At 72.6% G+C, this 25682-nt stretch carries 18 protein-coding genes and 3 pseudogenes; 7 read left to right on the top strand and 14 right to left on the bottom strand.

Annotation, left to right across the window (positions count from 1 at the left end):
* Window positions 1–175 precede the first annotated feature (175 nt).
* The 6 genes from ACZZ0J_RS13730 to ACZZ0J_RS13705 all read right to left on the bottom strand — a co-directional run bounded on the left by ACZZ0J_RS13730 (window position 176) and on the right by ACZZ0J_RS13705 (window position 5904).
* Entirely contained in the window at window positions 176–1756 is a 1581-nt protein-coding gene (locus ACZZ0J_RS13730) for an ABC transporter substrate-binding protein (RefSeq protein WP_463437408.1), read from the bottom strand.
* Window positions 1757–1865: 109 nt separating this feature from the next.
* On the bottom strand, window positions 1866–3257 hold the full coding sequence (locus tag ACZZ0J_RS13725; protein ID WP_463437407.1) for an amidohydrolase: 1392 nt from the start codon (window positions 3255–3257) through the stop codon (window positions 1866–1868).
* On the bottom strand, window positions 3250–3855 hold the full coding sequence (locus tag ACZZ0J_RS13720) for a cysteine hydrolase family protein (protein ID WP_111086471.1): 606 nt from the start codon (window positions 3853–3855) through the stop codon (window positions 3250–3252). The genes ACZZ0J_RS13725 and ACZZ0J_RS13720 overlap by 8 nt, the downstream gene beginning before the upstream one ends.
* Window positions 3856–3968: 113 nt before the next feature.
* Window positions 3969–4505: a cytidine/deoxycytidylate deaminase family protein gene (locus tag ACZZ0J_RS13715; RefSeq protein WP_463437404.1), complete on the bottom strand. Its 537-nt coding sequence runs from the start codon at window positions 4503–4505 to the stop codon at window positions 3969–3971.
* On the bottom strand, window positions 4502–5263 hold the full coding sequence (locus tag ACZZ0J_RS13710; protein ID WP_133938734.1) for an amidohydrolase family protein: 762 nt from the start codon (window positions 5261–5263) through the stop codon (window positions 4502–4504). The genes ACZZ0J_RS13715 and ACZZ0J_RS13710 overlap by 4 nt, the downstream gene beginning before the upstream one ends.
* Window positions 5264–5442: 179 nt before the next feature.
* Window positions 5443–5904 (bottom strand): hypothetical protein, encoded by a 462-nt coding sequence (locus ACZZ0J_RS13705; protein WP_463437401.1) that lies wholly within the window; start codon window positions 5902–5904, stop codon window positions 5443–5445.
* Window positions 5905–6014: 110 nt separating this feature from the next.
* Between ACZZ0J_RS13705 and ACZZ0J_RS13700 the strand changes: the two genes are divergently transcribed.
* The gene (locus ACZZ0J_RS13700; RefSeq protein WP_263054853.1) at window positions 6015–6710 is read left to right on the top strand and encodes a GntR family transcriptional regulator; all 696 of its coding nucleotides are present in this window, start codon (window positions 6015–6017) and stop codon (window positions 6708–6710) included.
* Window positions 6711–6812: 102 nt separating this feature from the next.
* Here the strand turns inward: ACZZ0J_RS13700 and ACZZ0J_RS13695 are convergent, their stop codons facing one another.
* From ACZZ0J_RS13695 to ACZZ0J_RS13675, 5 genes and pseudogenes are all read right to left on the bottom strand, one after another.
* Entirely contained in the window at window positions 6813–8246 is a 1434-nt protein-coding gene (locus ACZZ0J_RS13695; RefSeq protein ID WP_463437398.1) for an amidase, read from the bottom strand.
* Window positions 8246–10083: pseudogene (locus ACZZ0J_RS13690) on the bottom strand (primary-amine oxidase). Before ACZZ0J_RS13690 ends, ACZZ0J_RS13695 begins: the two are co-directional and overlap by 1 nt.
* Window positions 10084–10288: 205 nt before the next feature.
* Window positions 10289–11845 carry a gamma-glutamyltransferase gene (locus ACZZ0J_RS13685; protein ID WP_463437397.1) on the bottom strand — a complete coding sequence of 519 codons (1557 nt, stop codon included), beginning with the start codon at window positions 11843–11845 and terminating at the stop codon, window positions 10289–10291.
* On the bottom strand, window positions 11842–12936 hold the full coding sequence (locus ACZZ0J_RS13680) for an FAD-dependent oxidoreductase (protein WP_463437395.1): 1095 nt from the start codon (window positions 12934–12936) through the stop codon (window positions 11842–11844). Before ACZZ0J_RS13680 ends, ACZZ0J_RS13685 begins: the two co-directional genes overlap by 4 nt.
* Window positions 12933–14174: an aminotransferase class V-fold PLP-dependent enzyme gene (locus ACZZ0J_RS13675; protein ID WP_463437393.1), complete on the bottom strand. Its 1242-nt coding sequence runs from the start codon at window positions 14172–14174 to the stop codon at window positions 12933–12935. The genes ACZZ0J_RS13680 and ACZZ0J_RS13675 overlap by 4 nt, the downstream gene beginning before the upstream one ends.
* Window positions 14175–14274: 100 nt before the next feature.
* Between ACZZ0J_RS13675 and ACZZ0J_RS13670 the strand changes: the two genes are divergently transcribed.
* Both ACZZ0J_RS13670 and ACZZ0J_RS13665 read left to right on the top strand, forming a co-directional pair.
* Window positions 14275–14781 carry a RidA family protein gene (locus tag ACZZ0J_RS13670; RefSeq protein ID WP_131844897.1) on the top strand — a complete coding sequence of 169 codons (507 nt, stop codon included), beginning with the start codon at window positions 14275–14277 and terminating at the stop codon, window positions 14779–14781.
* The gene (locus ACZZ0J_RS13665; protein ID WP_463437391.1) at window positions 14778–15980 is read left to right on the top strand and encodes an MFS transporter; all 1203 of its coding nucleotides are present in this window, start codon (window positions 14778–14780) and stop codon (window positions 15978–15980) included. Before ACZZ0J_RS13670 ends, ACZZ0J_RS13665 begins: the two co-directional genes overlap by 4 nt.
* On the opposite strand, the gene ACZZ0J_RS13660 is transcribed toward ACZZ0J_RS13665, so the two are convergent.
* The 3 genes from ACZZ0J_RS13660 to ACZZ0J_RS13650 are packed head-to-tail and all read right to left on the bottom strand — an operon-like array spanning window position 15967 to window position 18486.
* Window positions 15967–17214 carry an aldehyde dehydrogenase family protein gene (locus tag ACZZ0J_RS13660; protein WP_463437389.1) on the bottom strand — a complete coding sequence of 416 codons (1248 nt, stop codon included), beginning with the start codon at window positions 17212–17214 and terminating at the stop codon, window positions 15967–15969. The two genes, ACZZ0J_RS13665 and ACZZ0J_RS13660, sit on opposite strands and share 14 nt — an antisense overlap.
* Window positions 17211–17420: a hypothetical protein gene (locus tag ACZZ0J_RS13655; RefSeq protein ID WP_463437388.1), complete on the bottom strand. Its 210-nt coding sequence runs from the start codon at window positions 17418–17420 to the stop codon at window positions 17211–17213. Before ACZZ0J_RS13655 ends, ACZZ0J_RS13660 begins: the two co-directional genes overlap by 4 nt.
* A 46-nt stretch (window positions 17421–17466) precedes the next feature.
* Window positions 17467–18486: a phosphotriesterase family protein gene (locus ACZZ0J_RS13650; RefSeq protein ID WP_463437386.1), complete on the bottom strand. Its 1020-nt coding sequence runs from the start codon at window positions 18484–18486 to the stop codon at window positions 17467–17469.
* Window positions 18487–18710: 224 nt separating this feature from the next.
* Here ACZZ0J_RS13650 and ACZZ0J_RS13645 point away from each other — a divergent pair.
* The 4 genes and pseudogenes from ACZZ0J_RS13645 to uca all read left to right on the top strand — a co-directional run bounded on the left by ACZZ0J_RS13645 (window position 18711) and on the right by uca (window position 25591).
* Window positions 18711–20344, top strand: a pseudogene (locus tag ACZZ0J_RS13645) (APC family permease).
* A gap of 13 nt (window positions 20345–20357) precedes the next feature.
* On the top strand, window positions 20358–21197 hold the full coding sequence (locus ACZZ0J_RS13640) for an urea amidolyase associated protein UAAP1 (RefSeq protein ID WP_463437384.1): 840 nt from the start codon (window positions 20358–20360) through the stop codon (window positions 21195–21197).
* Window positions 21197–21901 (top strand): urea amidolyase associated protein UAAP2, encoded by a 705-nt coding sequence (locus tag ACZZ0J_RS13635; RefSeq protein ID WP_463437383.1) that lies wholly within the window; start codon window positions 21197–21199, stop codon window positions 21899–21901. The genes ACZZ0J_RS13640 and ACZZ0J_RS13635 overlap by 1 nt, the downstream gene beginning before the upstream one ends.
* Window positions 21898–25591, top strand: a pseudogene (gene uca / locus ACZZ0J_RS13630) (urea carboxylase). Before ACZZ0J_RS13635 ends, uca begins: the two are co-directional and overlap by 4 nt.
* Window positions 25592–25682 lie beyond the last annotated feature (91 nt).

Raw genomic sequence — 25682 nt, 5'->3', positions numbered from 1 at the left:
GGCCCGGGGTGCGGCGGCGGTCGGGGTTCCCGGAGACCCGGGGTGCCCGGACCGGGCACGGGGAGATGGTCGACGGTGGTGGTGCTCATCGCGGGTCCTCCTGGTGCTCCGGTCCGGGCTGGGGTGGTGCGGTGGTGCGCGTTGCGTGGTGCGTGGTGCTCGTTCGGTCAGGCGATCAGGAGACGATCCGCATCGCGGAGACGTCCCAGTAGCCCGAGAACACGTGGGTCTCGAAGCCCTTGCGGGCCACGTACCGGTGCGTGTCCGTGATGAGCGGGGTCATGTCGACGCGCTCGAGGATCGACTTCTGCGCGGTGGCGAAGTCCTCGCACTGCTGGTCGGCGTCCGACGTGGCCATCGCCGCCTGGTAGGCCGCGAGTCCCTCGGGGTTGTCGCTCGAGGACACGTTCGTGCCGCCCTCGGCGTAGGTCGGTCCGACGTAGCGCGCGATCGAGGTGTTGATCAGCCCGGTCTGCGCGTCCTCGGCCGCCACGGCGACGTCCCAGGTCTTGGGCTCGGTGCGCATCTGCTTGGTCCAGTCGGCAGGGTCCGGTGCCGAGACCTTCACGGTCGCACCGGCGTTCCGCAGCGACTCCGCCAGGAAGTCGGCGGCGGGGTCCCAGTTCGACATGATGAGCAGGCGGATCGTCTTGCCCGTGAGCTCCTTCGTCGCGGCCTTCGCGTCGTAGGACTGCACGAGCGACGAGTCGTCCACCGCGCAGCGGTAGCTCGCCGCGTTCACCGTGTTCTGCTCGACCCCGAGTCCGTCGAGACCGGCGTTGTTGAACCCCTTCGTGTCGATCGCCTGGGCGACCGCGGCACGGAGCGGCTGGTCGTCGGCGAACACCGAGCCGGAGCCCTCTGCCTCGTTGAACACGAGGTTGTAGGCCGAGCTGGCGAACTGCACGGTGGAGTAGTCGTCGCCGCTGAAGCGCTCGGCGTTCGAGTCGTAGAAGCGTGCGACGTCGACACCGCCGGACTGCAGCAGGTTGGCGCTCGTGTTCGAGTCGCCCTGCACGGTCAGGTTGATCGTCTTGGCCGGCTCACCGGTGACGGTCTTCCACGCCGGCCAGGCCTCGTAGTCGGACCGCAGCGCGTAGGAGACGCTCTTGCCGGCCGAGGACTTCGCGAGCGTGTACGGGCCGGACCAGGCGCCGTCGACGGTGCCGGCCGCGAGGCCCTTCGTGTCGGCGAGACCGGCCGGGCAGATGATCCCGGTACCGGGGCGGGTCAGGCCGCCGAGCAGCTGCGAGTACGGCTCGCTGAGCGAGATCGTCAGCGTGCCGGCGGCGTCGTCGGCGGTGAACTCCGGGTCACCCGAGCCGAAGGCCTGGTTCTTCCAGGTCTGCGCACCCGAGTCGTCGAGCCCGACCAGGTACTCGAAGGACTTCTCGACGACCGTCGGCGTGATCTCGGTGCCGTCGGAGCACGTGGCGCCGTCGCGGATCGTGAACTCGTACTTCGACGCCGACTCGGCGTCCCACTTCGTCGCGAGCCCGCCGATGTAGCCGCCGTCGTCGCCCTCGCCCTGCCGGAGCAGGGTGTCGAAGCCGAGTCGTGCGACCTCGACGTCCGAGCTGGCCGAGGCCTTCGCGGGGTCGAAGGTCGCCGGGGCGTACCAGAGCTCTGCGTTGATCGTGTCGGTGCTCGACGAGCTGTCGCCGCCGTCAGCGGAGCCGGACGCGGTGCACGCGCTCAGGGAGAGTCCGACGGCGGTCGCCAACGCGACGCCGACGAGGATGCGCTTCCTCACCATGGTGCTGTCCTCCAGTGGGATTCGGGGTGATGCCAGGGAGTCAGTCCCAGGGCGGGTCCAACTTGGATCCAATTTAGAACAATCCGCATCCAACTGTGTTTCGAGTGGATTACATCTGCCCGGGACGAGCTGCGGCGTCGAAGACCGTCACGCCGCCGACGTCGGTGCGCAGGACCCGCGCCGCGGCGAACTCGTCGACCGTGCACGCGGCCGGGTCCACGTCGAGCAGCACCCAGTCCGCCAGGGCGCCGGCGCGCAGCACGCCGCGACGGTCCTCGGCGAAGGACGCGTGTGCCGCACCGCGCGTGTAGGCCTCGACCGCCTCGAGCACCGAGAGCGCCTGTGCCGGGCCGATCGGCTCGTCGAGGCCGCGCATCCGACGGGCCGCGGCGACGGGGACCACCTCACGCGGGTCGAAGGGGAAGTACGGCGCGTCCGAGCCCATGGCGACCGTGGCACCGGCGTCGGCCCAGGTCCGCATCGGGTTGACCTCGTCGACACGGCTGCCGAGCCGGCGCTGCAGCCCGGCGGCGTTCTTCCAGGCGATCGAGGGCTGCAGCGACGCCACGACACCGAGGCGTGCCGCACGGTCAGCGCTCGCGACGCTCGGCTCGAGGTACGCGTGGATGAGCTGGCAGCGGAGTCCGGCGACCGATCGCCCCGTGTCCCGTTCCGCTGCCTCGAGCCCGTCGAGCACCTCGGCGACCGCTCGGCTGCCCACCGCGTGGACACCGAGCCCCCACCCCGAGGCCACGCACGACGCGGCAAGGCGGGCGAAGTCAGCCGCCGAGATCCGCTGCACGCCGTGGTCGTCGCCGGTCCAGGGCCGTTCGAGCAGCGCCTGCCCCTTCATGCCCTCGCCGTCGTAGTAGACCTTGACCGGGCCGAGCCGGAGGCGGTCGTCGCCGTCACCGGTCACGCCGTCGATCGAGTCGAGCACCGCCAGGGCCGCATCGACGTCGGGAACCGCTGCACTGCCGAGCTCGGGGTAGGGCATCGCGACCACGCGCAGGGTCAGGAGTCCCTGCCGGTGCGCCTCCCGGTACCCCTCGAGCTCGGGCAGCGTGACGGCCGGGTCGACGACACCGGTGAACCCCATCGCGTGCAGCAGCGGCTGGATGCGGCGGATCGCGGCGAGCCGGTCCCCGAGCGTCGGCGGTGCGTCCCCGATCCAGTCCGGGGCGTCCGGGTCCGCGTCGCCGTCGGCGAGCATCGCGGCCGAGAACGTCGCTGCGTCGGCGTCGCCGTCCACGAGCTGCAGCGCTTTGAGTCCGGCGCGCTGCGCGTGCGCGTGCGCGTCGGTGAACCCCGGCAGGACGGTGCCCTCGACGTGGTCCTCGGCCGTGCCCTCCGGAGCCGCCGCCCGCACGTCATCGAGCGTCCCGACCGCCGCGATCCGGTCGCCGACGACGAGCAGGGCCTCGGCGGTCGGCACCCCGGGGTCCATCGTCCGGACGTGCCCGACGACGAGCCGCGCGGACCGGCCGGCCGCCTCACACACCGACGGGCTCCCGCTCGTCGAGCCAGGTGCGCACGTCCGCAGCGGTCACCAGGGCGTCCCGCTGCAGGTACCCGATCGCCTCCAGTGCCGCGTCGTGCGCGCGTTCGCTCGACCCGGCGACGCAGTCGGTGAGGACCCGGACGGCGTAGTCGTGCTGGTGGGCGTCGGCCGCCGTGTAGTGGATGCAGACGTCGGTGAGTCCGCCGACGAGCAGGACGGTGCCGGCCTTGTACGCCTTGAGCACGATCTCGAGCTCGGTGCCGAAGAACGCCGAGTAGCGCCGCTTGCGGATGACGAACTCCTCGGGCCGAGGGTCGATCCACGAGGCCAGCTCGGTCTGCTCCTCACCCTCGATGCAGTGCGGGCCCTCGGCGCCGTCGAGCTCACGGCCGATGTCGACGAGGTCCGGCTTGTGGACCTCCTGGATGAAGACGACGGGCACACCCGAGGAGCGGCAGTGCTCGATGAGGTCACGGACGCGCGGTGCGCGCTCGGCACGGCCGCCCATCACGGGGATGCCGGGCGTGGGCATCGTCGAGGCAGCTCCGCCCTGGATGTCGACGACGATCAGGACGGGGTTGCCGGAGACGGCGAGCATGCTGGTGGTTCCTTCCGGGACGGATCGTGCAGCGGGTGGGGACCGGTGCGCGCCGACGCCGTCATCCTCTGACGGGATCCGGCACCGCAGGGGTCCGGGGTGTTTCCGCGGTGTTAAACCTCAGGTGTCGCCGAACCGGGCGGTGTCGCCGAACCGGGCGGTGTCCCCGCGGGCGCCGTCACCGCTCCAGCCGCCGCCCGCGCGCTCCGCCGCCGCCGGAAGGGCAGCAGCTCGGCGACCCCGACCGGCCCGAACCCGTTCCCGACCGCGACCCACACCCGGGCGTCGGGCGCGTGGTCACCGAGCAGCTCCGCGCAGACCCCGCACGGCTCGATCAGGTGCATCGTCCCGCCCGGCCTGCGGAGCACACCCACGACCGACACCACCGGCGACCCGGCGACGACGGCCGCACTCAGCGCAGCGGACTCGGCGCAGACCGACGCGCGACCGGCCGATGCCTCGACGTGCAGCCCGGTGACCACACTGCCGTCGGCGAGCCGGAGTGCCGCGGCGACCTCGTGCACCCCCGTGCGGTACCGCCGGTCGAGCACGTCGGTCGCGATCCGGAGCAGCTCCTGGTCCGCGGCGCCCATCCCGGACGGCGGGCCGGCGAGCACCGGTCGGTCAGACGCGGGCGAGCCGCTGCTCACGACCAGCCCAGGATCCGCGCCATGTTGCCACCCTCGACCAGGGCCCGATCGGCCTCGTCCGGGATCGCCTTCGCGATCTTCATGCGCTCGAGGTCGAAGTCGCTGCCCGGCCACTCCGACCCGAGCAGGATCTTCTCCGCGCCGAGGCGCGCGTACGCCCGCTTGACGTCGGACATCAGGGTGGCCGAGGTCTCGAGGTAGACGTGCGGATTCCGCTCGGCGACGATGATCGCCTCGGGCACGTTCCACACCGCACCCATGTGGGCGATGATCGTCGGCACCGTCGGGAAGTTCCTCGCGATCTCCTCGATGGAGAACGGTGCACAGAACGCGTCGTCGAGTGCGTTGATCAGCACGGGCAGGCCGAGCTCGGCGCAGACCTCGAACAGCGGGTCGAGCAGGCCGTGGTCCGCGACGTGGTAGCCGTGCAGGCTGGGGTGCAGCTTCAGGCCGACCAGCCCGCCCTCGGCGAAGCGACGGATCTCGTCGGTCGCGTTCTCCCACTGCGGCATGACCTGGCCGAAGCCGAACAGCCGGTCCGGGTGCGCGGCGACCAGGTCCATCAGGAAGTCGTTCTCGATCCCCTGCGCGAGCGAGCAGACCATGGCGCGGTCGACCCCCGCGGCGTCCATGCGGTCGAGGATCCGGTTCGCGTCGAACGGCGTGTACGCCGGCGGCTCCTCGCCCGGGCGCACCCCGCTCAGGTAGTCACTGCGGCCGCGGCGGTCCTGCGTGGTGTTGTAGGCGTCGATGATCATCGTGGGCGTCTCCTCCTCGGCGGCTCGTGGGGCGGAACTCCCGCACATGTGATCCGATAATGCCAGAATTGGATCCAATTTGGTAGCACTGGGACGCGAGACACCCAGCCTGGAGGCGCGACGCACCCCCGCCGCGCCAGCTCAGTGCACGACGACCATCGCGCCCATGGCCAGCACGCTCACCAGTGACGCCGCCCGGCGCACGGACTCGACCCGCGGCACCCGGCCGCCGACGACGTTCCACAGCACCACACCGGCGTGCACCGCGACCGCCACCCCGACCGGCAGCAGCACTGCACCGTGGAGTGCCCTGCGCCGGCACCAGCACCGGCATGGCCACCTGCGAGCAGCACGAACACCGCGCCGAGGAGCATCCCGAGCGCGTGCAGATGGTCACCACCGGGGCGACTCCGGCGACGCCACCGGTCCACCGCAGCCGTCCCCATCGCGCATCCACCGAGCAGGAGTGCCCAGAACGGCGCCGGCACCACGTGGAGCGCCGGCACGTGGATGTCGAGCATCGCGACGAGCATCACCGCCTCGGCGACGAGTGCGACCGGCCCGACCCGTCGCCCGCCAGCGACGCCGAGCCCGAGCGCACCGACGGCTGCGACGAGCATGACGACGAGCAACACGGACATGATTGGATCCAATCACGAGCGAGTCGGATACGGCAACGGGATCCAACACCTGGCAGGATTGGATCCGCAGCGGGGGTTCGCTGTGACGACGTACCGAGGGAGACCACGACGTGACCACCAGCGACGGCAACGCACTCGTCGACGACCTCGCCGCCCGGATCCGCGCGAAGATCATGTCCGGCGAGATCCCCATCGGCGCACCGCTCCGCCAGGCCGACCTCGCCGCGCAGTTCGGCATCAGCCGCACGCCGGTCCGCGAAGCGCTCCGGCAGCTGCAGACCGGCGGCCTCATCGAGGTCGTGCCGAACCGTGGCGCGGTGGTCCGGGTGCCGGTGCCGTGGGAGGTCCGCGAGGCCTACGAGGTCCGCGCCGAGCTCGAGTCGCTCGCAGCCCGTCGGGCCGTCGACCGACTCGACGACGCCACGATCGCGCAGCTCCGCTCGGTGAACCAGGCGATGTACGAGCGCTCCCTGGCGGCGGCCGAGGGCGAGCAGCCGAAGCAGCGCGAGGGCAGCGACAACGACCAGTTCCACGGGCTCATCTACCAGGCCTCCGGCAACACCCGGCTGACCCGGATGCTCGTCGAGATCAACGACGCCTTCCCCCGGAACGTCTCGGCCCTGGTGCTCCGCGAGAACTCCCGGCACCGCGAGGAGAACTTCCGCGAGCACGAGGAGCTCATCGAGGCGCTCGTCGCCGGCGACCGCGAGCGCGCCGCCGAGCTCATGCGCGACCACGTCCTGCGCGCCGGCGAGCACCTGGCGCACTGGTACGAGCGCCGCTCGTCCACCGTCTTCACCGGCTGACCCGGCGCGACCAGCGAACGCGGCACGAGAGACCGGGCCGCTCAGCGCCGCACCGACGGGGCGGGGCCGACCCGCGCCTCCCGACCGGGCCACGCCGGCCGTCTACAGGACCGGCGCCCGCCGGATCCAGCCGGTGGCCTCCTCGATCGCGCGCGTCACCGCGAGCAGCTGGGCCTCGCGGCCGTACCGCCCGACGACCTGCACGCCGACCGGCAGCCCCTCGGGCGTGAACCCGGCCGCGGTCACCACGACCGGGTGCGCCGTCAACGTCAGCCGGTTCGCGAGCATCTGCCACGTGAAGTAGCGGTCGAAGCGGTGGCCGTCGACCTCGTCGACCCACTCGACCTCGGCCGGCGGTGCGACCACCGGCGTCGCCGGCAGCACGAGCACGTCGTGCCGGTCGAGCACCGCAGCCGTGTCCCGGTACATCCGGGTCCGACGCTCGTACGCATCGGCGAGCTGCGCCGCCGTGGTGGCGCGCCCCTGCTCGACGTTCCGGACGTAGTCCGGGCGGAACCCGGTGGCACCGGCGTCGACGGCGTGCCGGCCACCCAGGAAGAACTCGAACGTCTCGATGGTCTCCCACGCTTCGTCGGCACCCGCGAAGTCGGGCTCGTCCGCCTCGACGACCGCTCCGAGCCCGGCGAGCTGCTCGGCGAACGCCCGGTGCACGGCACGCACGGCCGGGTCGATCGGCAGGCCGCCGGCGTCGTCGCTCCACGCGACGCGCAGGCCGTCGAGGTCAACCGGTCGGACCGGGTGCTGGGTCATGGCGGACATCGGCCAGACGGTCTTCTCGACGGCGAGCGCCTGCATGAAGCGTGCGGCGTCGGCGGAGTCACGCGCCATCGGACCGGTGACGCCGTGCGGCGTCCAGGCGTTGCCGGTCCGGCCGCTCGGCACCCGGCCCGGGCTGGGCCGCACGCCGACGACGTTGCAGAACGCGGCCGGGTAGCGCAGGCTCCCGCCGCTGTCGGAGCCGTCGGCGATCGGCAGGATCCGCCCGGCGAGCGCCGATGCGGCACCACCACTGGACCCACCCGCGTGCCGCGAGGTGTCCCACGGGTTCACGGTCGTGCCGAACACCGGGTTGAAGGTCAGGACGCCCTGGCCCATCTCCGGCGTGTTCGTCTTGCCGATGATGATCGCGCCGGCGTCGCGGAGCAGCGTCGCGAGGACGCTGTCGTGCTCGGCGGGGCGCGCGTCGGCGAACGCCGCCGACCCGTTCGTGGTCGGCAGGCCGGCGACGTCCATCAGGTCCTTCACCGCGGTGGGCAGGCCGTGCAGGAGCGGGAGCGGTTCGCCCGCGGCGCGTGCCTCGGCGGTGCGGCGGTCCGCCGCTTCTGCCGCGGCCAACGAGACCGAGTCGGGCTGCTGGGAGACGACGGCCTGGAGGCGCGGGTTGCGTTCCTCGATCCGGTCCAGGTGGGCGCGCATCACCTCCACCGCCGACACCTCGCGGTTCGCGACGGCGTCGGCCAGGCGGACGGCGGACCAGTCGGCGAGGTGCTCCGCGGTGTGCTCGGGCGCGGGCATCAGCGGCCGCCCTCGTGGTCGTGCTGCTGCTCGGCGTGGACGTGCCCGTCGTGCGCGGCGTCGGCGTGGTGGTCGTGCACCGCGTGGTCGTGCGCCGCGTGGTCGTGGTCGTGGCCGGCGCCCGGCGCGCAGTGGTCGGTCGCCGACGGCGGGACGTCGAGCGAGGGGTTCCGGTCGAAGAAGCCGTCCGGTTCGAGCCGGAAGCCGATCGTGTCGACGGGCATGATCGGCCACTGCTCGGGCCGCGGGAAGTGGTGCACGCCGAGGACGGGCCACAGCACGAGGCGCTCGTTCTCGAGGGACCGGTCCGCCTGCTGCCAGACGTGCACCCCGTCGTCACCGAGCTCGCCCTGGTTCGGGTACTCGCCGGCGATGAAGCGCTCCTCGGGGTCGAAGACGCTCGCCCAGAGGTGCTTCGCGACGAACGGCGCCTTCCGCTCGACGATGCTGCCGGGGCGGACGTGCAGCTGCGCGGTGTTCTGGACCGCCAGGCGGTAGGCCGTGCTCTCGCCGTAGCGGTTCTGCGCGGACTCGCTCTCGATGCGCCAGTGCAGCGCGCGGGCCGGGTCGGTCATCCGGGCGCCGTCGGCCTCGGAACCGATCGGCGTCTCGACCGCGATGCAGGCGTTGCCGTAGGGGTTCAGGGCCTCGTCGGGCTCGGGCTCGGCGTGCACCTCGACCAGCCGGTTCAACGGCCCGTCGACGGCGGTGTCGAGCCGGACGGCGAAGTAGTGCTGGTGCGTCGGGGCCTGCACGTTCGGTGCGACCATCCGGCCGTACCGCGGGGTCTCGCCGTCGGCGATGCCGGACACCGACATCAGGCCGGTGAGCTTGACCTCGAGCTCGACGGAGCCGTCCTGGTACAGCGACCAGTAGAAGCCGTAGTCGTAGTTCGCCACGGTCGCGAAGCTCGAGATCACGAGTCGGCGGTTGCGACGGACCTCGGCGCTGCCGGTGCGGGTGTTGACGTGCTTCCAGAGGATCGAGTCGTCCTCCTCGTGCAGGCAGATGCCGTTGACGATGGTCTGCGGTTCGCCGTGGCCGTCCAGGAAGTCGACGTCGAAGTAGCGGATCTCCCCAGGCAGTCGCAACCGAGCTCGAGGCTCGCCGTGAGCGGGCCGGCGCCGTACTCGCCCCAGTCGAAGAAGTTCTTCCGGTACGCGGTCGGGTCGCTGTCCAGGTACGGTACGTACATCTCGTTGACGGCCGCACGGTGCAGCACCGGTCGCTCGACGTCGCCGTCACGGTAGGACAGGTCGTGCAGCACGAGCCCCTCGCGGTGCGAGAAGCCGACGCGGAACGTCCAGTTCTGCCAGCGGACCTCGTGCCCGTCGATCGTGAAGCCGGGACCGTTCGGCTGGACGATGTCGAGCGCGGAGACCTCGCGGTCGGGACCCCAGGTGCCGGAGGTGTAGACGCCGGTCTCGCTCGCCATCGGGATGACGCCGTGGTCCTCGATCCGGATGACCTCGAGGGTGTCGAGGTCGAGGATCGGGACGAGCCCGGCGACAGGCCGTGCGTAGCCGTTGTCCTCGGGGAACTCGCGGTACCAGACCGTGCCCCAGCTCAGGCGGCGGTCGGCGAGGTCCTCGGGCACGAAGCCCGTGATCGACTCCGGGTCGACCCAGACGAGCGACGTGTCGGTGATCCCGCGCTTCGCGAGCGCCTCGATGATGAGCGGCGACTTCCGTGCGGCCTGCGCGATGAGCCGTGCTTCGTCACTCGAGACGCCGGGGCGACGGTGGTCCACGTCGGTCCACAGCTCGACGATCGCGGGCGAGTCCGGGCCGGCGGTCCACCCGCGCACCTCCCACGCGGCGTGGGCGTCCGGGTCCATCACGACGATCCGCACCGGACGGGCGCCACCGGCGGTCGTGCCCCTGGCCTTCTCCTCGTCGAGCGCGATCCCCCAGAAGCGCGGCCGGTCCCCGATGCGCCCGGAGGCACGGACGGCGGTGACGAAGGAGGCGATCTCGACGGAGGTCAGCGGATCGAGGACGTGGGTGCTGCTCATGGGCTTCCTTCTCGGGTGGATCGTGCGGTCAGTGGGCGTCGAGGACGACGGCGCGGCCGTCCGCGCGGGGGTCGCTCGCGGCGTCGAGGTGTCCGTCGGCGTGCAGCCGGACGGTCTGGACGTGCCCGGCCTCGTCGACGGGGCCGTCGGTGCGGGCGACCGGCAGGCCGAGGGCTTCAGCCGCGGCGATCGCGTCCTCGGAGCCGGGTTCGGCGACGAGCGTCATTACCTCGTGCCCGAGGTCGCGCGCACCGATCACGAACCGCGGTCGGCCGAGGACCTCGTCGGGGTCGCTGCCCGCGGCGACCAGGTCACGGGCGAGCTGGGCGAGGATCCACGGCTGGGCGCTGCCGCCCTGGCAGCCGAGGCCGAGCACCAGGTCGTCCGTCTCGGCGATCACCGGCAACAGGGTGTGCGGCGGTCGCAGGCCCGGTCCGACGTGGGCGGGGTGTGCGGGGTCGGTGCTGAAGGCGGAGCCGCGGTTGTGCAGCACCACGCCCGTCCCCGGGTCGAGGATGCCGGAGCCGAAGAGCTGGTAGACGCTCTGGATGAGCGTGACGACGGTGCCGTCGCTGTCCGCAGCGGTCACCGCGACCGTGTCGCCGAGGGCACGGCCGGCGCGGGGCAGTGCTCCGACCCGACCGGAGTCGCGTGGGTCGAGCATGGCCGCGACGTCGATGGAGCCGCCGCGGGGGTCGCCGAGTTCCGCCTGACGGACGAGTGCGGCACGGTGCACGGCGTCGACGAGGTCGGCGGTCGCGGAGGTCGCGGTGCCGTGCTCACTGCCGCCAGCGAGTGCTTCCGGCAGGATCCCGAGCAGCACGACGCCCTGCGTGGGTGGCGGAGCGACCCACCATCGGGCACCGCCGATCGTCGTGCCGCGGGGCTCGACGAGCTCGGCGTCGTGCGCGGCGAAGTCGGCCTCGGTGTGTGCACCGCCGAGCTCCCGCAGCCGAGCGGTGATCGAGGCGGCGATCCGTCCCCGGTACATCGCGCCCGGGTCGGCAGCGAGTTCGGTCAGGGTCGCGGCGAGTGCCGGCTGCACGAGCGGGTCGCCTTCGGCCAGGAGCGCCCCGGTGTCGTCGGTGAAGACCTCGCGCATCCCGGGGTCGGCGTGGAGCTCGTCGGTCCGGACCGCGATCGCACGGCCGAGTCCGGCGGAGACGGGGACCCCGTCGGCCGCGAGTCGTGCTGCGCGGGTCAACGGGTCGGCGAGCCCGAGCCGGCCGCCGAGTGCGTCGATCGCCTGCCATCCCGCGACGACGCCGGGGACCGTGACGGTCTGGGCGCCCTGCCGGGGCATCCGGTCGTGCTGCGCGAGCGCCGCGACGTCGATGCCACCCGGTGCGGCGCCGGCGGAGACCACGGCGACGACGGGCCGTCCTGGCCGACGGACGAGGGCGACGAGGTCCCCGCCGATGCTGCACTGGTGCGGGTAGACGACGGTCAGTGCCGTGGCCGCCGCGAGCGCGGCGTCGATGGCGTCCCCGCCGGCCGCGACCGCCTCGGACGCAGCGTCGAGGGCGGCGGGGTGCGGTGCGGCGACGGCGACGCGTCGGGTGGAGGGTGCTGCTGGGGCGGTCATGCGGTGGTCACCATCCGTGCGGGGCTGAGGAACGCGAGGTCGGGGCGGTCGATGCCCTGCACCAGGTCGGCGACGGCCGCACCGATCGCCGGCCCGAACTTGAAGCCGTGGCCGGAGCAGGCCGCGGCGAGGAGCACCTCGGGCTGCTCGGGCAGGGCGCCGACGACGAACCGCTTGTCCGGGGTCATCGTGTACAGGCAGGCGACGGCCTGGGCACCGGCGGTGACGATGCCGGGGACGAACCCTTCGAGGAGCTCGGCCAGGTGCGCGACCTCGGCCTCGGTCGGCGGTGCGACGGGCACGTCCGGGTCCCACACGGGTCCGGCGTCGATGCCGATCTTCGCGCCGGATCCGGCGGTCTCCGGGAGCCCGAAGACGAGCCCCTCCGGCAGGTCGACCGAGAAGCACCCGAGCGCGGGCGGCTGCGCCACGGTCTGCCCCGTCGGCGCGGTGAGCGTGACGATGCGCCAGACCTCGAAGAACGCGGCGGCCTCGGGTACCAGCTGCGACGCCCAGGCGCCGCCGGCGAGCACGAGCCGTCGCGCGCGGACACTGCCGGCGTCGGTCCGGACGGTGACGACGCCGTCGTCGACCTGCCAGTCGAGCACGGTCTCGCCGTACCGCAGGTCGGCACCGGCCGCCGCGGCGGCGGACTGCGCGAAAGCGAGTGCCCGCGCGGCCTCGAGCACACCGGCGTCGGGGTCGTGGACCGCGCCGTACGACTCGGGCGGACGCAGCGAGGGCGCGAGCGTCGGCCAGGCTGCGCGGTCGACCGGGAGGCTCGCCCCACCCTGCATCGTCGGCTCGCCCCGGTGCGCGTACAGTCCACCGGTCCGGTGCAGGAAGGGCGCGCCGGCTGCGGTGCCCCAGCGGTCCCACCCGCGGTACGCACGGTCGACGAGGTCGTTCCACACCGGGTGTGGGTAGGCGCGGCGGATCATCCGGGTGGCGCCGTGCGACGAGCCGCGCTCGTGTCCCGGCGCGAAGCGCTCCACCGCGACGACGTCGAGGCCGCGGCGCGCGAGCTCGTACGTGGCGGCGGATCCGTGGATGCCGAGTCCGAGGACGACGACGTCGTGCACGGCCGTCACGCGCGGACCTCGGCGACGACGTCCGCGACGCCCTCGAGCAGGACCCGGACGTCCTCGTCGTCGTTGTACACGTGCGGCGAGACGCGGACGACGCTCGGCAGGCCGCGGGCGCCCAGGTCCCACTGCGCGTGGCTCGCGGGGACGGAGATCGAGTCGATGCGGCGCTGCCGGAGCCGGGCCGAGACCTCCTTGCCGGCGACGCCGTCGACCGTGAAGGTGACGATCGCGGACGCTGACGCGGACGGGTCCGCCACGGTGACGCCGTCCACGGCGTCGAGCGCGGTGCGCAGGTGGGCGCCGAGGCCGACCAGGTGCGCCTCGGTCGCCGACGGCCCGCGGTCGAGGGCCTCGCGCAGCGCCACTCCGAGGCCGAGCCGTGCGGCGACGGAGCACTCCCACGTCTCGAGCTGTCGCGCGGTGCCGTCCATCGTCCACTCATCCTCGCCGGTCCAGACGGCTCCGCGGACATCCGGCGCCCACGCACCGACGCCCTCGAGCATCCCGCGGCGCAGGTAGGCGATCCCGGTGCCGCGCGGCCCACGCAGGAACTTCCGGCCGGTGGTGACGAGGGCGTCGCAGTCGACGGCGCGCACGTCGATGTCGATCTGGCCGACTGACTGCGTGGCGTCGACGACGGTCAGGGCGCCGTGGCGACGAGCGACGGCGCTGATCTCAGCGATCGGTTCGACGAGGCCGGACGAGGTCGGCACGTGCACCGCGCTCACGACGACACGGCCGCTCGCTCCGGCGACGGCGCGATCCAGGGCCTCGAGGTCCATGGCACCGGTGGCGTCGCTCGGCACGACCTCGAGCCGTACGTCGTCGTGCCGCTGCATGGCCAACAACCGGAGCGCCTGGCTGACGTAGCTCGAGCGGGGTGCGACGACCGTGTCCCCGGCGCCGAGCCGCAACGCGTCGAAGACACCGCGCAGGCCGCTCGTGGCGCTGTCGAACAGGGCGATCTCGTCCGGCGCCGACCCGAGCAGGGTGGCGGCCGCGGTGTAGACGCCGGCGACCTCGTCGGCGACCTGGTTGGCGGCTTCGTACCCACCCACCCGCTGTTCCCGGCGCAGGTGGGTGACCACTGCCTCCAGGACGCCGTCGCTGACCAGGCCCGCGCCGGCCGCGTTGAAGTAGTGGCGCCCCGCGGTGCCGGCGGTGCGGGACCGCTCGGCGGCGACGTCGATCGCCGTCACTGCCTGGGCGGCCATCGTGCCGTCCTCGAGACCGATCGTCATGTCGCGGGTCCTTCCTCGTTCGCGTCACCCCCGGACGCTGAATGGATCCCATCATAAACAGGTTGTATCCATTACCGCCACCGCCGGATACTGTTGAGCCATGGAGCACTCCGCTGAAGCCCGCGCGCAGGAACTCGGACTCGTCATCCCGGACTACGCGAACCCGCCTTACGGTGGCCGGTACGGCAGCTCGCTCCGCGCGTTCCACCGCACCGGGGACCTGCTGGAGCTGAGCGGCATGACCCCGGAGTCACGGGACGGCACGATGCTGCACCCGGGGTCGGTCGGGGTCGACATCACCCTCGAGCAGGCTCGTGAAGCGGCCCGCTACACCGCGGTCAACGCCCTCGGCATGATCCGCTACGCCCTCGGCTCACTCGACGAGGTCACTGCGCTGTCCCGCGGGCTGTGCTTCGTCCTCTGCCCGCCCGGGTTCGAGCAGCTCAACCAGGTGTCGAACGCGGCCAGCGACCTGCTGTTCGACGTCTTCGGACCGGACGTCGGTCGGATGGGCCGCGCGTCGATCGGTGCGACCGCCCTGTCGCGGAGCGCCTGCTTCGAGCTCTGGCTCAGCCTGGAGTGCCGCCCCCGCCGAGCCGGGGAGTGAGACCGCTCGCCGAGACCGGCACGCGGGGGACCGCGTTCTGGCTCCTCGTCGTGGCGTCGACCGCCGGCTACGTCGTCAACGGTGCGAGCACCCCGGTGGTGCCACGGGTGGCGACGGACCAGCTCGGCGCCGACCCCGCCGTCGGTGGGCTGCTCGTGTCGCTCGCGGGGTTCGTGGCGATCGGCGCGATGCCACTCGCCGGCATCCTGAGCGACCGGCTCGGTCCACGACGCGTCCTCCTCGGTGCCGGGTTGCTGGCGGCGGCCGGACTCGGCATCGTGCTCGTCGCGCTGAGCGTCCCGAGCCTCGCGGTCAGCCGGCTCGTCTTCGGCGCCGGCAACGCGGCCACCGCCACCGCCCTGACTGCCTGGGTCGTCGCCGAGGTCCCGGTGACCCAGCGGAGCCGCGCACTCGGCCTGTTCGGGCTCGCCGTCTGGATCGGTCTCGCCCTGGGGCCCGTGGTCGGCGAGAACCTGTACCAGTCGGCCGGACACCGCATCGTGTGGGTCGTCACGATCGGCATCCAGCTCGCCGGGCTCGGAGTGGCACTGCTCACGCGGGGCGGATCGGCTCCGGTGCACCGCAGCCCGGCACGACCGGCCGGTGCGGGTCTCGCGGCGGTGCTGCGGGCCGTCGTACGACCGGGTGCGGCGGGACTCGTGGCCTGGGCGGCCGAGGGCTTCATGATCGCGTTCCTCATCCAGCACCTGGTCGGGCAGGGCGTCGGCGCGCAGGGACTGACCGGGGCCGCGAACGTCTTCACGGTCTTCGCAGCGAGCGTCGTCGGGGTGCGACTGCTCCTCGGCGGACTGCCGGACCGGATCGGGCCCGTCCGCACCGCACGAGGAGCCCTGGTCGTCCTCGCCACAGGGCTGGCCGTCCTCGCGGTCGCACACGACTTCCCGACCGCGGCCGCCGGTGCCGTCCTGGTCGGTGCCGGGTACTCGCCGCTCTTCCCGACGCTCACGATCCTGAGCACCCGGACGCTCGACGACCGCACCCGGGCCACCGGCGTCGGCGTCTTCTCGGCCGTCACCAGCGCGGGCTACGCCGTCGGCTCACTCGTGGGCGGGGTCCTGGTGTCGGCGGTCGGTTCCGGGTGGGCGCTCGTCGTCCTCGCCGCCCTGCAGCTCGCCGCGGTGCCCGCGCTCGGCAGGCACGACGGCGGCGGCACCGGTCGCGACCTCAGAGCGCGATGACGACGCTCTTCGACTCGCAGAACGCGCGCAGGGCCTCTTCGCCGAGGTCGCGGCCGAGGCCGGACTCGCCGACCCCGCCGAAGGACAGTGCCGGGTCGAACAGGTTGTAGGTGTTCACCCACACGGTGCCGGCGTGCAGCCGCTGGCCCATCCGGTGGGCGCGGGACAGGTCACGGGTCCAGACCCCGGCGGCGAGGCCGTACGTCTGGTCGTTCGCGATGGCGATCGCCTCGTCCTCGTCCTCGAACGGGATGACACCGACGACGGGCCCGAAGATCTCCTCGCGCGCGATGGTCATCGTGTTCGAGACGCCGGTGAAGAGCGTCGGCTCGACGTAGTAGCCCGGGCGCTCGGGCACGCCGCCGCCGACCGCGACCGTCGCCCCCTCGGCCTTGCCCTGCGCGATGTACCCGAGCACCTGCTGCCGCTGCTCCTCGGACACGAGCGGTCCGACGGTGATCCCGCCGTCGAGCCCGTCGCCGACGGGGACCTTCCGGACGGCGGCGACCAGGCGCTCGGTGACCTCGTCGAGGACCGACCGCTGCACGAGCAGGCGGCTGCCCGCGGTGCACATCTGGCCGGAGTGCCCGAACGACGCACGCATCGCGGTGAGCACGACGGCGTCGAGGTCGGCGTCCTCGAACACGATGTTCGGGCTCTTGCCGCCGAGCTCGAGGGTCAGGCGCTTGAAGTCCGCACTCGCGGCGGTCATCACCTTGCGGCCGACCTCGGTGCTGCCGGTGAACGAGACCTTGTCGACACCGGGGTGCGCGGTGAGCGCGGCACCGACCCGGCCGTCGCCGGTCAGGACGTTGACGACCCCGGCGGGCACACCGGCTTCCTCGCAGATCGCGGCGACCCGGAGCATCGTGAGCGGGGTCTGCTCGGCCGGCTTGACGACCACCGTGCAGCCCGCGGCGAGCGCCGGTGCGAGCTTGAACGCGCCGGTCATGATCGGGAAGTTCCAGGGCAGGATGAGCGCCGCGACGCCGACCGGTTCGAGGGTCGTGTACACGTGGTGCGCTCCGCCGTCGACGGGGACGACCGTGCCGGTCAGGCGCGAGGGAGCGCCGGCGTAGTAGCGGAACACCCGGGCCGAGGTCGCGGTGTCGGCGCGGGAGCGCTCGATCGGCTTGCCGTTGTCGCGGGTCTCGAGCACGGCGAGTTCTTCGAGCCGCTCCTCGATCAGGTCCGCGACCCGGTTCAGGATGCGGCTGCGGTCGTGCGGGCTCATCCCGCTCCACCGGCGGTCCTCGTGCGCCGGCGCGCGGCGGCCACGGCGTCGTCGACGTCGGCGGGACCGGCCTGGGGCACCCGGGTGAGCAGCACCTCGGTGGCGGGGTCGAGCACGTCGAGCAGTTCGGCGCCGTCGGGTGCAGTCCAGGTACCGTCGACGAGGAACGGCTCGAGCGGGGCCAGGGGTGCGAGCGTGTCTCTCATGACGGTTCCTCCGTGGGACGTGGGTGCGGTGGGTCGGGGTGCTCGGTCAGGGGCGGTCGAGCAGTCGAGCGGGCTCGTCGACCGTGATCCGGGTGAGGACCTCGTCGGGCACGCCGAGTGCGCGGAGGCCGGGGACGACCCGGGCGGTCAGGTGGTCGAGGCCGTGTCCGCCGTACCGGCGGAGCTGGCCCTTCGTCCAGGTGGCGTGACCGAAGACCCAGCGGGTGTCGGGGGCGCTCTCGCGCAGGGCCAGGAAGGCGTCGAGCCGTTGCGGATCGCTGGCGTTGCGGATGCGACCGACGTGCGAGCCCTCGTTGCCGAAGCAGAGCTCGAGCACGGCTCCTGCCTGGCCGAGGTCGCGCAGGTAGGGCAGGTCGAGGAACTCGTCGACGGTCGAGAACACGACCCGGCTCGGGTCGACCCCCTCGGCCACGACGTGCGCGAGCACCTCGAGGCCGTTCCGGGCGTCGGCGGCCAGCCGGACGACGACGGCCGCGCCGGTGGTCGCCGCCGCTCGTGCAGCCGCCGTGAGACTGCGGCGTTCCTCGAGTCCGTCGGCGGTCGCGAACGCCGTCGTCGTCCCCATCAGGCCGAGCAGCCCGGCGCGGTACGTGGTGCCGGGTACCGAGCCCGTCAGTGCCCGTTCGAAGAGCCCCTGTCGCCCGTCGGTGTCCAGGTCGAGGTACCACTCGGGCAGCAGTCGTGGCAGGTAGGCCCCGTAGCCGGCGACGATCCCGACGCCGCTCGCCCGTGACAGGTCGGGCAGCCGGGCGTGGTCGGGGCCGAAGCCGAGGGAGCTCAGGTCGACGGCGAGCCCGAGGCCGCTGCTCCGCGCGGTGCGGAGTTCGTCGGCGAGCAGGTCGACGTCGTCGAGGCGCAGGTTGTCCGCGAGTGCGAGCTGGCTCCACCGCAGGGCGGCAGCCAGGTCCGCGGTGACCGCGAGGCTCGGTTCCAGCGCTTCGACACCGGGCCGCTGCAGGGCGCTCGCGTCGGTCAGCAGGTGCTCGTGCATCGACACCGCACCGATCCCGGACGACTCGACGGGGCCGAGGACGGTCTGGATCACGACGTGCCTTTCGCGGTGGCGGACTTGACGGATCCAATCTACATCGGTTTGGATCCCTCTTGTCCACACGTGTCGCCGGGCTCCTCGCTCGACTCCGAACGTTTACACGCGAGCCCCTTCCGTCACGTGCCCGAAACAGCCGGGCAACGACGGCGACACGGGTCCGCACGACACTGGTCGCACTACCTGTCGCCCGACAGGTACTCCGCGAAAGGTCTGCAGCCATGCGCTCTCCAGAGTCACCGCTCCACGCACCGCGCGCCACGTCCAGCGTCGACCCCGTCGACACCCAGGGCTCCGCCCGACTCGGCTACGAGCAGGAACTCCACCGCGGGGTCGGCTCGTTCTCGTCGTTCGCGGCCGGGTTCTCGTTCGTCTCGATCCTGACCACCGTCTTCCAGCTGTTCGGCCTCGGGTTCGGACTCGGCGGTGCCGCGTTCTTCTGGGCCTGGCCGCTCGTCTTCGGCGGCCAGCTGCTCGTCGCGCTGAACTTCGCGCAGCTCGCCGCCCGGTGGCCGATCTCGGGCGCGATCTTCCAGTGGTCCAGTCGTCTGGCGGGCGCGCGCTTCGGGTGGTTCACCGGGTGGACGATGATCATCGGGCAGATCCTCACCGTGGCCGTCGCAGCCATCGCGGTGCAGGCCGTGCTCCCTGCGATCTGGAACGGGTTCCAGGTCGTCGGCGGCCCCGGAGCCGACCCTCCCTCGCCTCGTCGACCGGTGCTGCGAACGCGGTGGTGCTCGGCATCGTGATGCTCGTCGTGACGACCCTGGTGAACATCACGAGCGTCCGGCTGATGGCGCGGGTCACGAGCTTCGGCGTGCTGATCGAGATCATCGGCGTCGTCGTGCTCATCGGCGCGCTCTTCCTGCTGCCGCACCGCAGCCCTGCGGTGGTGTTCACGACCGCCGGCTCGACGAGCACCGAACCGTACGTCTGGGCGTTCCTGGCATCGTCCCTGATGGCTGCCTACGTGATGGTCGGCTTCGACTCCGCCGGTGAGCTCGCCGAGGAGACGCACAACCCCCGCCGGACCACCCCGAAGACCATCGTCCGCGCGCTCACCGTCTCCGGCCTCGGCGGCGGGCTGCTCATCATCGGCGCCCTGGTCGCCGCCCCGAGCCTGACCGACGGCAAGCTGGCGACGCAGGGACTCGCCTGGGTGATCACCTCGACGCTCGGCGACGTCTTCGGCCGGCTGCTGCTCTGCACCGTCGCGGTCGCCGTGTTCGCCTGCACCCTCGCCGTGCAGACCGCCGGTGCGCGCATGGTCTACTCGATGGCCCGCGAGAAGGCCCTGCCCTTCCACCGCACGCTCGCTCGGGTCTCGCCCCGGACCGGGACGCCGATCGCCGCGTCGATCGTCGTCGGTGTCGGTGCCGGCCTCGCACTCGCCGTCAACATCGGTCAGTCCGCGATCTTCACCGCCCTGTCCAGCCTGTGCATCGCGATGCTCTACCTGGCCTACCTCGGCGTCACCGGCCCCCTGCTGGTCCAACGCATCCGGCTCCGACGGTCCGGCTTCCCCGCCGGCGTGGACGAGGACGGCAAGCCGCTGTTCACACTCGGCCGGTGGGGCATCCCGCTCAACGCCCTCGCCGTCGCCTTCCAGATCGGCATGGCGGTCAACCTCATCTGGCCGCGCCCGGAGATCTACGACCTGACCGGGAACTCGTGGTGGCTGCAGTACAGCGCACTGCTGTTCATCGGCGCCGTCCTGCTCGTGGGTTGGGTGTGGTCGGCCCGGCGGCACCGTGCGCACGGACCGATCACCCTCGCCGAGGTCCCGTCCACCGCGTCGGTCCCCGCCGTCCAGGCACCCGCCTCCGCGACCGCGACCGCGACCGTCGAAGCCTGACCGAAGGAACCCCATGCGCGACCTCCACCAGACCGACAGCGTGCTCGCCTCGCGTTCCGATGCGCGCGCCCAGGCCGGGACGCAGTCCGAGTACATGCCGTACCTGCCGGCGTCGACGTCACCGTTCGCCCCCGACGGCGTGGACCGCGCACAGCTCGTCTGGGCAGAGACGGTGGCCCCCGGCGGGTACACGCACAAGGTCCTGGCCAGGGGCTCTCGTCTCCGCTTCGACGACCCGACGGGGCAGGCCTGCGCCAACCTCCTGGTGTTCAACGCGCTCGAACCGTGGGAGCGGTTGAACGTCGCCGACACGCAGAAGATCCCGTGGCAGGCCTACCTCGGCGTCGGCACGCCGCTGCTCAGCGGGGACGGCCGTGCCCTGGCGACGGTGGTCGAGGACACCTCGGGGCACCACGACGCCTTCTGCGGCACGTCGACCGACGCCTGGAACGAGCGGAAGTACGGCGGTGCGGCACCCGAGGGGCCCAGCCCGAGCGGCCGGTCGCTCTTCGCGAAGGCCGCCGCCAAGCACGGGCTGACGAGGCGTGACCTGCCGCCGAGCGTCTCGTTCTTCCAGGGCGTCCGGATCGACGACGAGGGGGCGATGACCTTTACGGGGTCGGCCGGTGCCGGGCACCACGTCACCCTCGTCGCCGAGCTGCCGCTGCTCGTGCTCGTCGCGAACGTCGCGCACCCCATCGACCCCCGGCCGGAGTACGCCGTCGGCCCGCTCCGGGTGCACGCCTGGCGTGGGGCACCGACGACCGACGCGGACGAGCGGTTCACGGCGACGCCCGAACTCACCCGCGCCTACCTGAACGCCATCGACTACGCGGAAGCACGAGGCCTCTGATGCCCGACACGACGACGCACACCCGCACCTCCACCGTCCCGGTCGGCGCCGTCCACGCCCCCGACGTCGCCCTGGACTGGAGCGAGTCCCTCGTGCCCGGCGACGTCGTCCGCGACGACCGGGTCGCCCCGCTCGCACCGTGGTCCGCCGTGGTCCGCGCCGGCGAGGTGCTCACCATCGTCGACGTCGGCGGCAACCAGAGCGCCGACTGCCTGGTCTACGACGCGCACGACCCGGACGAGCGCTACAGCGTCCCGGACACCCTCGCGGCCCAGGGGAACGCCTACGTCCGCACCGGCACCGTGCTGATGTCGAACGAGGGGCACCCGCTCATGACGGTCGTCGCCAACGAGATCGACCGGCAGGACACCATCGGCGGCGCGTGCTCGAAGGAGTCCAACACCCTGCGGTACGGCCACCACACCCAGTACCAGCACGGCTGCCGCGAGAACTTCCTGGCCGAGGCCGGACGGCACGGCCTCGGCGCCCGCGACATCGTCTCGAACCTCAACTGGTTCATGAACGTCCCGGTCGAGGCCGACGGCGCCCTCGGGATCGTCGACGGCATGAGCGCACCGGGCAAGCGCGTCGCCGTCCGGGCCGAACGCGACGTGCTCGTCATCGTGTCGAACTGCCCCCAGATGAACAACCCGTGCAACGACTTCTCCTGCACCCCGCTGCGCATGATCGTGGTCCAGCCGTGATCGCCGCACCCGACACGGAGGACACCGTGCCCCAGCCACCCGCGCTCTCCACCGACACCGTCCTCGTCGCCAACCGCGGCGAGATCGCCCGCCGGGTGATCCGCTCCGCCAAGGCCCTCGGCATGCGCACCGTCGCCGTCTACTCGGACGCCGACCGGGCCGCGCCGCACGTCCGCGAAGCCGACGTCGCCGTCCGCCTCGGCCCGGCGCCCGCCCGCGACTCCTACCTGCGCATCGACGCCGTGGTGCAGGCAGCGAAGGACACCGGCGCCGGCTTGGTCCACCCCGGCTACGGGTTCCTGTCGGAGAACACGGACTTCGCCCGCGCCTGCGAGGACGCCGGCATCCGGTTCGTCGGGCCGACCGCCGACCAGATCGTCCGCTTCGGCGCGAAGCACACCGCCCGCGAGCTCGCCGCCGCTGCCGGGGTCCCGATGCTCGCCGGCACCGGCCTGCTCGAGAACGTCGACGACGCCGTGGCCGAGGCCGAGCGCATCGGCCTGCCGGTGATGCTCAAGGCCACCGGTGGCGGCGGCGGCATCGGCATGCAGGCGTGCGCGACCCTCGACGAGGTGCGCGCGGCGTACACGAGCGTCACCCGCACGGCCACCGCGGCCTTCGGGTCCGCCGGCATCTTCCTCGAACGCCTGGTGCGACCGGCCCGGCACGTCGAGGTCCAGCTCTTCGGCGACGGCCAGGGGCGCGTCGCGGTGATCGGCGACCGGGACTGCTCGTTGCAGCGTCGGAACCAGAAGGTCATCGAGGAGGCCCCGGCGCCCGCGCTGCCCGAGCACGTCCGCAGCGAGCTGCACGAGTCCGCCCGTCGCCTGGCCGCGAGCGTCGGGTACCGCAGCGCCGGCACCGTCGAGTTCGTCTACGACCCGGTGCGCGAAGAGGCGTCGTTCCTCGAGGTGAACACCCGCCTGCAGGTCGAGCACCCGGTGACCGAGGAGGTGTTCGGAGTCGACCTCGTCGACCTCATGCTCCGCCTGGCCCGTGACGGCGCCGACGGCATCGGCGACGACGTCTTCGACCGCACCTGGACCCCGAACGGCCACGCCATCGAGGCCCGCGTCTACGCCGAGGACCCGGCGAAGGGTTCGTTGCCCTCCAGCGGCCTCGTCACCCAGGCGGTGTTCCCGAGCGCGACCACCGAGTCCGGCGACCCGAGCGGACTCCGCGTCGACGGCTGGGTCGAGACCGGCTCCGAGGTCTCGGCGTTCTACGATCCGATGCTCGCGAAGGTCATCGCCACCGGCGAGACCCGCGACGACGCCCTCGACCGGCTGCGCGACGGCCTCGCCGCCACGCGGATCGACGGCATCGTGACGAACGCCGGGCTGCTCCGTGCCCTGACCGACGACCTCGAGCTCCGCACCGCCACGCACTCCACCTCGACGCTCGACGAGACCGACGACCCGGACCCGCGCATCGACGTCATCGCCCCGGGCACCATGACGATGATCCAGGACCTGCCCGGCCGGGTCGGGTACTGGCAGGTCGGTGTCCCGCCGAGCGGACCGTTCGACGCCGCGTCGTTCGCCGAGGCGAACCGCGCCGTGGGCAACCCCGACGGCGCCCCCGCGCTCGAGATCACGGCGACGGGTCCGACGTTGCGCTTCTCGACCTCCGCCGTCGTCGCGCTCACCGGCGCACCGGCGCCCGCGACCCTCGACGGCGACCCCGTCCCGCTCTGGGAGCCGATCGACGTCGGCGCCGGACAGACCCTGGCGGTCGGGACGGCCCCGGGCCCGGCTTGCGCACCTACCTGGCCGTCCGCGGCGGCTTCGACGTCCCCACGTACCTCGGCTCCACCGCCACGTTCACGCTCGGTGGCTTCGGCGGCCACGCCGGTCGCGCGCTGCTCGCCGGCGACGTCCTGCGGCCGGGCTCCCCGGACTCCGACGCGGCGCACCCCGCCTTCCCCGGGGGCGCCCGCCTGGGCCTGGTCGGCGGTCCGACCCCGGCCGAGCACCGCACGGCACTCACCGACGCGTGGGAGATCGCCGTGACCGAGGGGCCGCACGCCGCCCCGGACTTCTTCACCCGCGCGGACCTGGACGTCTTCTACGCCACCGACTACGGCGTGCACCACAACTCGGCGCGCACCGGCATCCGGCTCATCGGGCCCCGACCCGAGTGGGCGCGGACGGACGGCGGCGAGGCCGGTCTGCACCCCTCGAACATCCACGACACCCCGTACGCGGTCGGTGCGATCGACTTCACCGGCGACACCCCGATCATCCTGGGTCCGGACGGGCCCTCGCTCGGCGGCTTCGTCTGCCCCGCCGTGGTCGCCAGCGGCGACCTGTGGAAGCTGGGCCAACTCCGACCAGGTGACACGGTCCGGTTCGTCCCCGTCCGCGAAGCCGACGCCGCCGCGCTCGAGGCGAACCGGGCCTCCCGGACCGTCCCCCGCACCGGGGGCGACGGCGACGACGGCGTGATCACCCGCCTGGAGGCGACCGACGTCCGTCCGAGCGTCGCCTACCGACGCGACGGCGACGACAACGTGCTCGTCGAGTACGGCGACATGACGCTCGACATCGCGCTGCGCATGCGCGTGCACGCGCTCATGACGAAGCTGCAGCAGGAGGCGCCGAAGGGCGTCCTCGACATCACCCCGGGCATCCGCTCGCTGCAAGTGCACACCGACGCGTCGGTCCTGAAGGCCCGTGACGTGGCCGGGCTCCTCCGCGAACTCGAGGACGAGATCCCGCCCACTGACCAGCTCGTCGTGCCGTCGCGCACCGTCAAGCTCCCGTTGTCGTGGGACGACCCCGCCACACGCCTCGCCATCGAGCGGTACATGAACGGCGTGCGGAACGACGCACCGTGGACCCCTGGAACATCGAGTTCATCCGGCGCATCAACGGTCTGGAGAGCGTCGACGACGTCTTCCGCACCGTCTTCGACGCGAGCTACCTCGTGCTCGGCCTGGGCGACGTGTACCTCGGCGCCCCGGTCGCGACGCCGCTCGACCCTCGGCACCGCCTGGTCACCACGAAGTACAACCCGGCCCGCACCTGGACCGCCGAGAACTCCGTCGGGATCGGCGGTGCGTACCTCTGCATTTACGGCATGGAGGGGCCGGGCGGCTACCAGTTCGTCGGGCGCACCGTGCAGATCTGGAACCGGTTCCGCCGCGGCGGGCTGTTCCAGGAGGACCCGTGGGCGCTGCGCTTCTTCGATCGCATCGAGTGGTACCCGGTCGGTGCCGACGAGCTGCTCGAGCTGCGGGCCGAGACCGACGCCGGACGGGGCTCGTTCGAGACCGTCGACGGCGAGTTCTCGATCGCGTCGTACAACCGCTTCCTCGAGGCGAACGCGGGCTCGATCGCGGACTTCCGGGCGCAGCAAGCGCGAGCGTTCGGCGAGGAGAAGGAGCGGTGGCGAGCCTCCGGCGAGTTCGACGTGCGCGACGAACCGGCCGCCGTCGTGGCGGACGAGGTCGTCCTGCCCGCCGGGGCGACGGCCGTGACCGCGCCCTTCACCTCGACGGTGTGGCAGGTGGACGTGCGACCGGGTGACCGGGTGGACGAGGGACAGAAGTTGTTGGCCGTGGAGGCGATGAAGATGGAGTCGATGGTGCACGCACCGGTGGAAGGCCACGTGTTGGAGGTCTACATCAAGCCGGGCGACCAGGTCGCACCGGGGCAGGTCCTGGCCGCGATCGGAGCGGGAGCGTGAGCGCGGCGAGCGCCGCTGCGGACCGCGTCCGCGACGCCTTCGACCGCATCGACGCCGCCGACCGGCCCGAGGTCTGGATCACCCTGCGCGA

Source organism: Curtobacterium sp. AC272, assembly GCF_979258155.1.
The sequence above is the reverse complement of the archived record's forward strand: the minus strand, read 5'-3'. Positions and strand labels throughout refer to the sequence as shown.